This window comes from Bradyrhizobium sp. SRS-191 (genome assembly GCF_024586915.1).
GTDB lineage: Bacteria > Pseudomonadota > Alphaproteobacteria > Rhizobiales > Xanthobacteraceae > Bradyrhizobium.
The window spans coordinates 257314-269176 of record NZ_JANBVS010000002.1; the positions used below are offsets into that span (position 1 = coordinate 257314).

Here is an 11863-nt window from a genome sequence, read left to right on the forward strand (position 1 = left end):
TGCGAGCGCAGCGAAGCAATCCAGAGTCCTCGTTCCGCCCTGGATTGCTTCGCTGCGCTCGCAATGACGGTGGAGAGAGCGCGAACTACTTCCCCGTCTGCACGAACTCCGCAATCTCCCGCGTCAGCCGGTCGTCGTCAGTGTTGATCGAATACACCTCCGACATATGACTGTGCTGCGGCAACATCACCGCACGGGCGCAGCCGGATGGCCGCTTGCACGCGGCCTGCTTCAGCAGGTCGAACTGCTCGACGAAGCGCGGCGGGTCCATCTCGGCGGAGGCGATCATCAGCGGCAGCGACGAGGCTTGCAGGCCTGATAGCGAGGAGCGCTCCTTGAAGCGCGAGGGATCGATGCCGAAATAGGCCATCTCCTGGTCGCCGAGCGGTGTTGCCGTGAGGTCGTAGACGCCGGAGGCCATGATCGCGCCGGCCAGGCCACCGCCGCCGACCTTGTGGAATTCGGGATGCGCCACATAGGTCGCGACGTGTACCGCTCCGGCGGAGTGCCCCATCAAAAAGATGCGCGCCGGATCGCCGCCGTTCTCGGCGGCATGCGCCGCCGCCCATTGCACGGCGCTGGCAACGTCCTCGACGCCCGCGGGCCAGGGGAATTTCGGCGCCAGGCGGTAGGTGATGTTGATGCCGACGAAGCCGTTCTTCACGGCCCACAGCATGATGTTGTCGTAGAACGGGCTGTCCGGCGTGGTGCGCTTGTTGCCGCCGATGAATGCGCCGCCATGCACGAAGATCAGGATCGGGCGCGGCGCAGCCGCCGCGGTCTCCGGCGTGAAGACATCGAGCAGATTGCGCTCGGCCGTGCCGTAGCGGATGTCGCGCTGGACCTTCACGCCGGCATAGGGTTCCCTGGCCTGTAGCGGCGCGTAGATCGCCGCCGTCTTCGGCGGGTCGATGGCGCGGCCGATCTCGATCAGCTTCCAGGCGATGTCGTCGGGCATCGGGCTCTGCTGCGCCTGTGCGGCGCCGAGCGCCAGCGCGGTCGTCAGGATCGTCAAAGCCAGTCTCGTCAGCATCATCAGGTCAGCTCCGATCGCATCCGATTCGTGCAAGGTAGCGCGTTGCCAGGCCGATTTATCGTGATTTCGCCGTGACTGGCAGGGGCTTTTGCGATAGGCACCGTTCATGAGCCGCCGCATCAAGCGAACCCAGACCCGATCCGACCGCCCGACCGACCGCCGCAAGAGCGAGCGGCCCAAAAGCGAGCGGCCCAAGAGCGAGGCTGCGCGCAGCACCGGCGCGGCCGCCAAGCGCGAATCGGCGAAGCGAGAGCCAAGCACGCGGACCGAGGGCGAGCGCCCGCGCCGTGAACGTTTCGGCGGAGAGCGCGAGGCGGGACCGCGCAGCGAGTTCGCACGCGGCAAGGAGAATCGCGTTCGCGCGCCGCGTGGCGAGCGCGAGGACCGGCGCGAGAGCTTTGAGCCGCGCGGCAAGCGCGCTGCCGCCGGCAAGCCCGCACGCGTCGGCGCCGACCGTCCTCAGCGCAAGCCCGCCGAAGTGCCACCGCCGAAAAAGGCCGAGCCTGAAACGACCGTGCTGCCGACCAAGGTGCAGACCGTCGTGGTCTCTGCCGACGAGAACAACATGCGCGTCGACCGCTTCTTGGAAGCGCGCTTTCCCGGGCTGTCCTTTTCCCATATCCAGCGCATCGTCCGCAAAGGCGAGCTGCGGGTAAACGGCAAGCGCGCCGACTCCAAGGACCGCCTGGAGGAAGGCCAGACGGTCCGCATTCCGCCGCTCAAGCTCGATGCGCCGAAGGTCGCGGGCGTGCTGTCGGAGGCCGAGCAGAAGACCCTCGACAGCCTGAAGGCGATGACGCTGTATGAGGACGACGACGTGCTCGTCCTCAACAAGCCCGCGGGCCTTGCGGTGCAGGGCGGCTCCGGCATGACGCGGCACATCGACCAGATGCTCGAGGTGATGCGCGATGCCAAGGGCCAGAAGCCGCGGCTCGTGCACCGTATCGACCGCGAGACCTCCGGCTGTCTCCTGATCGCCAAGACCCGCTTCGCCGCGACGCATCTGACCGGCGCCTTCCGCCATCGCTCGGCGCGCAAAGTCTATTGGGCGCTGGTCGCCGGCGTGCCGAAGCCGAAGCAGGGCCGCATCTCGACCTATCTCGCCAAGGAGGAGAGCGAGGAAGACACCATCATGCGCGTCGCCGCCCATGGCGACGAGGGCGCCAGCCATGCCGTGACCTACTACGCCGTGGTCGAGGCCTCCGCCAACAAGCTCGCCTGGGTGTCGCTGAAGCCGGTGACCGGGCGCACCCATCAGCTGCGCGCGCACATGGCCCATATCGGCCATCCCATCGTCGGCGATCCCAAATATTTCAACATCGAGAACTGGTCGCTGCCCGGCGGCCTGCAGAACCGGCTGCACCTGCTGGCCCGCCGCATCGTCATCCCGCATCCGCGCGGCGGGGTCATCGACGCCACCGCGCCGCTGCCGCCGCACATGCTGCAATCCTGGAACCTGCTCGGCCTCGAGCACGACCGCTTCGACCCGATCGAGAACGCTCCGGAGGAGTGAGCCTCACTTCCTGAACTGCTCCAGGAACAGTCGCAGCGAGTCGTGCGGGGTCTCGACATCGAGGATGACCCAGCCGTCCGGCCCTTTGACCACGATGAAGTTCATCGTCACGCGCCGGCCCTGGTTGTCGAAGCTGGCCGCGACATAGGTCTTGTCGAACTGCTTGCGCAGGATCGCGATCGCGACCGGGCCGAGCTTCCAGCGCGGGCTCTGCACCAGGAAATCGTAGGGCTCGCGCCGCGGCGCCGTCCAGTCCTTGGCAAGGCTGGGATCGAAGAACTGCGCCGCCGCCTCGGACGTGCGCGGCAGGCCGGCCGAGAGCTCCGGTGATCCCTGGCCGTAATACGCATAGACGTTGCGCACCAGCGATTCCGGTGTGCGGAAGCCGGCGGCGGCGGGCATGGCGCTGCCGAGCAGGAGGAGGGCGAAGAGCAGGAGGCGCATCGGCGGCTCGCATTTCGGTCGATCAGGCCTTATCTACCGCGCAAACAACCCATCCCGTATGATCTTCCCTGCAAGAGGGCTGGAATTCCGATGCGTGAGCTGTTTGACGAGGTGGTCGGCCAGGGCAAGTCCGATCCGCAGGAGGCGGCGCGCCAGGCGATGCGGACGCCGCAGCGCAAGCGCTTCTACAAGGAGGCCGGCACGACTGAGGCCGAAGGCGGCCATCACGTGACGCTCGACGGCCGGCCGATCCGCACGCCCTCGGGCCGGGTCGTCGTCATTCCTGCAAGGGAGCTGGCGGAGGCGGTGGCCGCGGAGTGGGGCGCGCAGGGCGAGACCATCGATCCCGCGACCATGCCGCTGACGCGGTTCGCCAACAGCGTCGTTCAGTCGGTGGTCGACCGCGTGGACGACGTCCGCGAGGACATCGCAAAATACCTCAAGTCGGACCTGCTGTTCTATCGCGCCGGCCATCCCGAGGGGCTCGTGGCTAGCGAAGCGGCGCATTGGGACCCGGTGCTCGATTGGGCGCGGGATATGCTCGGCGCGCATTTCATCCTGTCTGAGGGCATCATGCATGTGACCCAGCCGGACGCTGCCGTGCAGGCGGCACGGGACGCGCTGCCGACCGGACCCTGGGCTGTCGCGGCCGCGCATGTCGTCACGACCGTGACCGGCTCGGCGCTGCTCGCCTTGGCGCTGGCTCATGGTGTCCGCGATGCCGACCAGGTCTGGGCCGCCGCCAATGTCGATGAGGACTGGAATATCGAGCAATGGGGCGCCGACGAGGAGGCCATGAGCCGCCGCGCCGCCAAGCAGGTCGACTACCTGGCTGCTGTCCGCATCCTCGGGGCGGTCGATGCCGCCAGCTGAGGCCGGTTAACGCCGGGTTTAGGGCGAGCCGCTAGTCTGCCGCGCGTAACCCGAGTACGCGCATGGTCCAGAGTGTCACCCCGCCGCCTTCCGTGAGCGCCGTCCGCAGCGTGGGAACTGCGGCGACCAGTGCGACGCCGGCCGCGACGTCGGGCACCACCCTGCAGGCCGGTGCGCTCGTCAGCGCAAGGGTGCAGCAGGTGCTCGCCGAGAACCTGGTCCAGGTCGCGATCGGAAACCTGTCGATGGAGCTCGCCACCGAGCTGCCGCTGCAGGCCGGCCAGTCCGTGCAGGTCGCGGTCTCGCAGACCGCGCAGGGGCTGCAGCTCGCGATCGTCGGGCAGGGCACGGCTTCCGGCACCAGTGGCACGCCGACTCCCGCCGCGACCGTCGTCGATGTCACCGGCCGCCTCGCGCCGACCTTGGCGCCGCCGCCGGACCCGTTGACCGGGCTGGAGCGGCTCGCTGTCTCGATCGCCAGCGAGGAGGCCGCGACCCGGCAGGGGAGCCAGGGCCAGTTGTTCGCCGATCTCCAGGCGGTCGCCGACTCGCCGAACCTGCCGCCCGCGCTGCGCGCCGCGGTCTCCCAGGTGCTGGCGCAGCAGACGCCGCTTTCGGCCGCGTTGACGGCCGACGATGTTCGGACCGCTGTCCAGAACTCCGGGCTGTTTCTCGAAACCTCGCTCGCCAAGGGCAGCATTGCATCGGCGCCTTCGGACCTGAAGGCCGCCCTGATCGTGCTGCGCCAGACGCTGGCCACCGTGCTGCAGACGGTCGATTCCGGCACCACCGCGTCGACGCCGCAGCCCGGCGCCTCCTATGCCACGGTGCTGTCGGAGGCGGGGCGCGCCGCGGCCGCGCAACAGAACGCCGCGCCGTCGCTGGTGCCAGACATCGACATCGAGCTGCCGGCCCAGCCCTGGGGCACCGGCATGGCGCGGCCTGACACGGCTTCCCCCGGCTTCACCGGTTCGGCGCTGCTCGAGAGCCTGACAGGCGCCAAGGCGCAGTCGCTGACCCCTGGCGCGGTGCTGGCCGTCCTGCAGGAGGCGCAGCAGCAGATCCCGCGCGCCGCCGGCCTCGTTCCCGGCCGCAACGGCCGCGGCGAGGTCGTCGTCCGCACCAACACGCCGCCGCCGCCGTTCCGTGGCGGCGCACCGGTGCCGCAGCACGTGGCGACGCCGACGCTCAATCAGGACACGCCGCTGCCGGCGATCGCCCACCGCCTGCTCGACGAGACCGACCAGGCGCTGTCACGCCAGACCCTGCTGCAGGTCGCCTCGCTGCCGGATCGCCCCGATGCCTCGGCCCCGCGCAACGATGCGACGCAGCCGCGCTGGAATTTCGAGATTCCGTTCGCCACTCCGCAAGGCACGGCGATGGCGCAGTTCGAGATCTCGCGCGACGGCGGCACGCAGTCGCCTGAAGCCGCCAAACGCACCTGGCGCGCGCGCTTTTCGCTCGATGTCGAGCCGGCCGGTCCGGTGCATGCGATGATCTCCTTCAACGCCGAACGCACCTCGGTGCGGATGTGGGCCGAGCGCCCGGTCACCGCTGCGCGGCTACGCGCAGGCCTCTCCGATTTGAGCCAGGCGCTCAGCCGCGCCGAGCTGTCGCCCGGCGATCTCGTCGTGCAGGACGGTGCGCCACCCGCGGTGATGCCGCCCAAGGCCGGCCATTTCCTGGATCGCGCGCTATGAGCATCGACGTGAAGGCCGCCAACAAGACCCAGCTCGCCGTCGCCCTGCATTACGACAAGGGCCAGGGCGCCCCGCGCGTCGTCGCCAAGGGCAAGGGCACGATCGGCGCCAAGATCATCGAGGTCGCCAAAGCGCACGACATCCCGATCGAGGAGAACGAAGTGCTGGCCGGCGCGCTCTCCAATGTCGAGCTCGGCGACGAGATCCCCGAGGAGCTCTACAAGGCCGTCGCCGAAGTGCTGGTGTTCGTACTCAATCTCTCGCGGCCGGCGCGCTAGAGCGCCGTATTGTGATCTCCGTGATGCTTCGCTCGTGATCGCCCTGTGATAGGAGGGGCGGAGTTCGCCGGAGAGATGACGCGATGTCGATGATGAGCCGCCGCCATGCGCTTGGCCTGATGGCCGGCGCCAGCCTCCTGCCCGCGCGCGCCTTCGCCCATGTCGCGCCGCCGCGCAACGAGCTCCGGACGAGTCTCGCGCAACGCTTCACCGATGCCGGCACCAAGGGCACGTTCCTCGCCTACAAGCCGGAGGAGTATCTGATTATTGCCAGCGACAGCGATCGCTCCAATGAGGGCAAGCTGCCGGCTTCGACCTTCAAGATCGCGAATTCGCTGATCGCGCTGGAGACGGGCGTCGTCGAGGATCCCGACAAGGACGTGTTCAAGTGGGACGGTGTCACCAGGCCGGTCGAGGCCTGGAACAAGGATCATACTCTGCGCAGCGCGATCGCCGTCTCGGCCGTGCCGGTCTATCAGGAGATCGCGCGCCGCATCGGGCCGGAGCGGATGCAGAAATATCTCGAGGAGCTCGACTACGGCAATCACGACATCGGCGGCGGCATCGATCAGTTCTGGCTCACCGGTGCTCTCCGCATCGATCCGGTCGAGCAGGTCGATTTCGTCGATCGTCTCAGGCGCGGCGCGCTGACCGTCGCCAAGCGCAGTCAGGATCTGACGCGCGACATCATTCCGACCACCAAGGTCGGCGATGCCGTGATTCACGCCAAATCGGGATTGCTTGGAAAAGAGCAGGGCTCGCTCGGCTGGATGGTCGGCTGGGTCGACAAGGGCGACCAGCCCACCGTGTTCGCGCTCAACATGGACTGCCCCGAACCCCGCCACGTCGAAGCCCGCATGGCGCTGACGCAGGCATGCCTGAAGGATGTCGGGGCGATTTGAAATTGAGACGCTGATGGAAGCGACACTCCACCACGTCCTTGCGAGCGCAGCGAAGCAATCCAGGATCTTTCCGCGGAGATCGTCTGGATTGCTTCGCTGCGCTCGCGATGACAGTGGAGAGCGGTGCTCCGCCATGCATGAAGTGTCGTAGCGTGGGCAAAGGCGCGAGGCGTGTTGTTAGTTGTGAGCGGCAGTGTCCCGCGCCGTGCCCACCATCTTTCTAGACCAAGACACCCTTTCTAGACCAAGACACCGCGGTGGGCACGGTGCCCGGCACGACGCAATGCGTCGTGCCTGCGGGCCTTTGCCCACCCTACATCTTCGTCACCGCCGCGCCAGCTCCAGGTCGACGCCCTTGATGTCCGTCCCCGCGGGCCGGATCGACACCGTCTGCCGCTTGCCGCTGGTGGTCAGCGCCAGTCCGGCGGAGAACGTCTGGCCGCGCGCCTGGGCCTCGATGCGGTTGCCAACGGCGCGGCCCTCGATCGTGCCGGACGCGTTGTGGCTCGACTCCGTCCATTGTCCCGAGATTTCGCCGCCGCGATAGGCGACGTCGCTGGAGAGGTCGATATTGTAGCTGTCGCTGGCGCAGCGGATGTTGAGCCGCAGCTGCTCGCCGGCGCCGCCGACGTCATAAGCGGCGCGACAGCGCAGCCGCTCCTGGTTGCCGTCGGACAGGTTGATCACGCCGCCGCCCGTCCAGGCGCCCTCCAGCGCGCGAAACGGCGAGGCGGGCGCGCCATGGGCTGCGCTCCCCAATGCGAGGGCGGTGAGCAAAGTGGGAATTGCAAGGCGAGAGGCGCGCATCATCGGGCTCCGTTTCATCGTCGAAAAGCGAGCGACAACGCAGGAACACCGGATACGTTCGATCCGTCACCTCAAAAATTGATCCAAATCGTTCTATTTTGGTCACGAGAGCTTGAACAGCGTACGCAGAAAGTCTGTCACTGCCTGGCGCGCGGCTTCCGCGGTGGCCGAGTTGCCGCCGACATGCGGATCGAGCTCGACGCAGGCGTCCTGATAGGTGAAGGGTTGCTGCGTCTCGGCATTCATCAGCATGCCGCCGTCGGCTTCGACGATGCGGCAGTTGCGCACGGTCTGTGCCTTCGGAGCGAGAGCGAGCATGTTGGCGCCGAGCAGGCCGAGATCGAAGCCATGCGGTGAATCCGGATATTCGGTCAGCTCGACGTCGCGCCCCGCAGCCTTGAGTCGCTCGACATAGGCCTTGCAGGTCCGCACCGGGTTGTAGTCATCAGGCCCGCCATGAAAGATCCGGATCGGCCGCGCCACAACATCGGTGTCGTCGCGATAGGTCGTGGAGCAATCCGGATAGAACGGGATGTAGGCGGTGAATTGCAGCCCGGAGGTGTTCCAGCGCTTGTGGAAACGCGCCAGGCTGGCATAGAGGGCAGCCTGCCCACCGCGCGAGAAACCCATCAGCGCGATGCGCTCGGGATCGACGCGCGGATGCTTCGCCAGCACGTCGAGCGAATGATAGATGTCCATGATGAAATTGAGCCGGCCGAGCAGCGCCTGATTGGTGCTGGTGGCGGTGATGCCGCGCCCGGTGAAGCCGTCGATCACGAAGGTCGAGATGCCCATGGCGTTGAAGGTGCGGCTCCAGGCCGCGATGTTGGCGCCGACGCCGCCAGAGCCATGCATCAGCACGACCACCGGCAGCCGGCCGCTGCCCTGCGCCACGCGCAGCTCGCCAGCCACCGTGACCGGCTTGCCGCCGTCGTCGCCGGCGAGGAACTGCCGGTCGGACAGCGTGAGCGAAGGGATCGGATACATCTCGACCCGGGCCGGCACGTCCTTGGTGATGCCCTGGGCGTGAGCGCTGCCGGTTAACACGACACCGACCACCGCAAGCAGTGCCGCAACGGCCCGAGCGATCGCGCGCGGCCGTCGTTCAGCGGCGGAGGGTCTTGCGGGCGCGAGACCGACGTTCCTGCGCGTGGCACACACCGCCGGTGCGGCACCGATGCGTTGCTCCATGGCCGTCCTCCTGGCTGCGTCTTGTCTCGCAGCTCATGACACGAGTAGAACGACGCCGCCGGACCATGTCAAACCTTGGCGCGCTGGGAGGATACGGACGGCAGTGGAGAACGTGCTCGACGGCTTGCAGCCTGCTGCGCCGCGGCAGGTGCACGATAGCTGGAAGACGTTCGCATGAAAAAGCTCTCACTGATGGTGGACGGAGTCGCGCTCGAGCAATCATCGCCGGCCGTTTTCGAACGGAGCAGGAGTTCGAGCGGCGCGCTACGGATCGTTCTCAGCGTGCCGAACGACCAGGCCGATCTGTTGCAGCGGCTCACCGCGTCGCTTCCGCCACCGTTCTTCGTGCTCTATGTCCTGCATACGCCCCGCGGCGAAGCCGAGCCGGGACGTTATCAGAGCCCAGAGCTTGCGCGGGATCAGCTCGACGCTCTCTTGAGCAAGTACCGGGAGTTCTTGTCCAGCGATGGACGCCATGACATCTGGATTCATTCGCCTCGATCGGGTCAGACCGTCGTCTGGGATCGGCACAATCAGTTGTTTGCCGAAGGTGAGCCGCTCGACATATTCAGGGAAGTCCTTTTGGCGTCTGGCTTCAGCGAAGGTTCTGTGGAACCCCTCGGCGCGCACGCGCACTACTATCGCGCCGAATTCGATGTCGACGCGGCGGGCTTGCTGACGGAATTGGATTGGCACCGAACACCGCTGCGTCCGGAAGACGAGCGATCGTGAAGATGGTCGTGTGCCGCTGAGCTCGAAGTTATCAGCGCCCCCCGTCTTCTGATCAGGAAGTGCCGCCGTGCACCCCGCACGACGGGCATTCCCCGCATGATGCGCATGCACGATTTGCCCGTCGTGCCAGTTTGTCGCGGACGCATCCCTTGTCACGTCGGGCAAATCACCTTCACATTCTCGCGCATCCCGGTTCGCTGAAGAGGGACGTTTCGCGATCGTCACGAACGTCGAGCCGGAGATGCGATGGGCGCGTCGCTCTGCAGCCTGGTGTCGCCATCGGGCCGACGAACGGAGTGATGCGACGGTGAAATCGTGTGGTCCTGGCATCTCGGTGCGGATGCCAAGCGGGCGGTGATGATGATCCGCTCGCGACGGGGGCAAGACAGCCGATCCCCGGGGAGAGCTCGTATAATCCGTCAAACCGTCGCGCAGGGAAGGCCGGATATTGGGCTGAACCTGTGGTTCTGCCGCGTGCTTATTTGCTGCACGCGGACCGCGGGTGTCAGTCGATACCCGGTCTTCCCTGCGCCTCTTCTCCGAAGGAGAGGTCCCTGCTGACAAAACTCGGGCGTCAGGTGCCGCGAGACTGCTCAGTCGCGTCTGATGGTCGGCAAGTCGAAATCCTCGGCTTGCGGGAGGTGACGAGGTTCGGCGGTGCGGGCGTCGGGTCGGTGCCATCGCACCCCGCTGCCGGATAGTAAAAGATCCGTGATCTGCTCCGCCGAACTTCGATGCGTCATGTATCCGAAAACGCATAGGTTGCAGTCCATCCTTCCGGAAGGTGTTTCGGAAACCGATGAAGGCAGCGCCCGGAAAAAAGTGATCGAATGCCAGCCGGATACTGATCTGCACCCGTCGTGCCGTCGTTCAATCGTTACGGGCACGTGCTTTGTTCTGGAGGAAGAGGCGCGACAAAGTGCGCGGGCTGTCCCGCTCCATCGCGGTCCAGAGTCAGGCGTCATTGTCGCAGGTACGTCTTTGTTGAGGAAAGCAGCTGGCCGGGAGCTATCAAGTCACCTATGTAACCGCCGCACGAAAATTCGTCAGCTCGCGACCGTGGTATACGGCGCGCCACGTTGTGAGCGACGACCTGGATGGCAGGGGGCCTGGCGGTTGTTCGCTCTGGTCGACCTGACAACCATCAGGGAGCTGAGCGCGCTGTCGACGTTATTAGATGGGCTTCATGTTAAGAGAGCAGTTGATCCGTTCCGTTGGTGCCGCGTTCTGCGCTGTGTCTGTCATCACGCTTGCGGGTTGCAGCGACCAAGGCGGCGCAGCTGCGCCGGCGGCGTCCAATGCTCCCGAGGTCGGTGTCGTCAGTCTCGTCTCCGCGCCGGTGACGTTGACGAAGGACCTGCCGGGACGCATTACCTCGATGCGGATCGCAGAGGTGCGCCCGCGCGTCAGCGGCATCGTCATCGAGCGCAGCTTTCAGCAGGGCGGCATGGTCGAAGCCGGGGCGGTGCTCTACCGCATCGATCCGGCCCCGTTCGAAGTCGAGCTGGAGAAGGCGCGCGCGGCGCTCGCCAAGGCCGAGGCTGTGCTCTATCAGGCGGACCGGCAGGAGGATCGCTTGAAGAACCTCTTGAAGGGCGAGGCGACCACCCAGGCGCAGTATGAGCTGGCGGTGGCCGCGGAGCGCCAGGCCCAGGCCGACGTCGCGGCGCAGAAGGCCGCTGTTGCTCAGGCTCAACTCAATCTTGATTGGGCGACGGTGCGGGCGCCGATCTCGGGCCGCATCGGCCGCGCGCTGGTGACCGAGGGCGCGCTGGTCAATCCGAACGAGACGACGCATCTGGCCACCATCCAGCAGCTCGATCCCGTCTATGCCGACTTCACACAGTCCGTGGACGAGTTGAATCAGCTGCGGCGCGATCTGACCGAAGGCCGCCTCAAGAGCGTGTCGCGCGAGGCCGCGCGGGTTCGTCTGCTGTTCGACGACGGCTCGATGTACAAGCATGCGGGCCGGCTGCTGTTCTCCGACGTGAGCGTTGATCCCGGTACCGCGAAGGTGACCTTGCGCGGTGAATTTCCAAACCCCGAGGGCGAGCTGCTGCCGGGCATGTATGTCCGCGTTCAGATCGAGGAGGCGATCGATGCCGACGGCATCGTCGTGCCTGCTCAGGCCGTACAGCGAACCACGGCGGGCGGCAGCTCCGTCTACGTCGTCAACGATGAGGGGCGTGCGAACCTGCAGCCGGTGCGTCTGGGCCGTCCGCTCAATGGCGGCATGCTGATCGAGGATGGTCTCAAGCCGGGCTGGCGGGTCGTGGTCGATGGCTTCCAGAAGTTCGGGCCGGGCAGTGCGGTCACGCCGGTGCCGTGGAAGGCTGCCGGCGCCGACAAGCCGTCCGCTTCGAACTGAACCCGGCCCACGGCCCGGA

At 66.6% G+C, this 11863-nt stretch carries 11 protein-coding genes; 7 read left to right on the forward strand and 4 right to left on the reverse strand.

Annotated elements, in window-relative coordinates:
- Positions 1–85 precede the first annotated feature (85 nt).
- The gene (locus NLR35_RS05040) at positions 86–1036 is read right to left on the reverse strand and encodes an alpha/beta hydrolase (protein ID WP_257165454.1); all 951 of its coding nucleotides are present in this window, start codon (positions 1034–1036) and stop codon (positions 86–88) included.
- A gap of 106 nt (positions 1037–1142) precedes the next feature.
- Here NLR35_RS05040 and NLR35_RS05045 point away from each other — a divergent pair, with 106 nt between their 5' ends.
- Entirely contained in the window at positions 1143–2549 is a 1407-nt protein-coding gene (locus NLR35_RS05045) for an RluA family pseudouridine synthase (protein ID WP_257165455.1), read from the forward strand.
- 3 nt (positions 2550–2552) lie between these two features.
- Here NLR35_RS05045 and NLR35_RS05050 read toward each other — a convergent pair whose 3' ends face one another.
- Positions 2553–2993 carry a hypothetical protein gene (locus tag NLR35_RS05050; protein WP_257165456.1) on the reverse strand — a complete coding sequence of 147 codons (441 nt, stop codon included), beginning with the start codon at positions 2991–2993 and terminating at the stop codon, positions 2553–2555.
- Positions 2994–3083: 90 nt separating this feature from the next.
- On the opposite strand from NLR35_RS05050, the gene NLR35_RS05055 reads away from it, so the two are divergent.
- From NLR35_RS05055 to blaOXA, 4 genes are all read left to right on the forward strand, one after another.
- Positions 3084–3866 carry an ATP12 family chaperone protein gene (locus NLR35_RS05055; protein ID WP_257165457.1) on the forward strand — a complete coding sequence of 261 codons (783 nt, stop codon included), beginning with the start codon at positions 3084–3086 and terminating at the stop codon, positions 3864–3866.
- 62 nt (positions 3867–3928) lie between these two features.
- On the forward strand, positions 3929–5566 hold the full coding sequence (locus NLR35_RS05060; protein WP_257165458.1) for a flagellar hook-length control protein FliK: 1638 nt from the start codon (positions 3929–3931) through the stop codon (positions 5564–5566).
- A complete protein-coding gene (locus NLR35_RS05065) occupies positions 5563–5844 on the forward strand; it encodes an EscU/YscU/HrcU family type III secretion system export apparatus switch protein (protein WP_257165459.1) in 282 nt (93 codons plus the stop codon). Before NLR35_RS05060 ends, NLR35_RS05065 begins: the two co-directional genes overlap by 4 nt.
- 83 nt (positions 5845–5927) lie before the next feature.
- On the forward strand, positions 5928–6746 hold the full coding sequence (gene blaOXA / locus NLR35_RS05070; protein ID WP_257165460.1) for an OXA-1091 family oxacillin-hydrolyzing class D beta-lactamase: 819 nt from the start codon (positions 5928–5930) through the stop codon (positions 6744–6746).
- Between the two features lie 324 nt (positions 6747–7070).
- On the opposite strand, the gene NLR35_RS05075 is transcribed toward blaOXA, so the two are convergent.
- Entirely contained in the window at positions 7071–7556 is a 486-nt protein-coding gene (locus tag NLR35_RS05075) for a hypothetical protein (RefSeq protein ID WP_306577252.1), read from the reverse strand.
- Positions 7557–7655: 99 nt separating this feature from the next.
- The gene (locus NLR35_RS05080) at positions 7656–8744 is read right to left on the reverse strand and encodes a dienelactone hydrolase family protein (protein ID WP_257165462.1); all 1089 of its coding nucleotides are present in this window, start codon (positions 8742–8744) and stop codon (positions 7656–7658) included.
- Between the two features lie 174 nt (positions 8745–8918).
- On the opposite strand from NLR35_RS05080, the gene NLR35_RS05085 reads away from it, so the two are divergent.
- Both NLR35_RS05085 and NLR35_RS05090 read left to right on the forward strand, forming a co-directional pair.
- The gene (locus tag NLR35_RS05085; RefSeq protein ID WP_257165463.1) at positions 8919–9476 is read left to right on the forward strand and encodes a hypothetical protein; all 558 of its coding nucleotides are present in this window, start codon (positions 8919–8921) and stop codon (positions 9474–9476) included.
- 1186 nt (positions 9477–10662) lie between these two features.
- Positions 10663–11844, forward strand: coding sequence for an efflux RND transporter periplasmic adaptor subunit (locus NLR35_RS05090; protein WP_257165464.1), 1182 nt, complete (start codon positions 10663–10665; stop codon positions 11842–11844).
- The last annotated feature ends 19 nt before the right edge of the window (positions 11845–11863 follow it).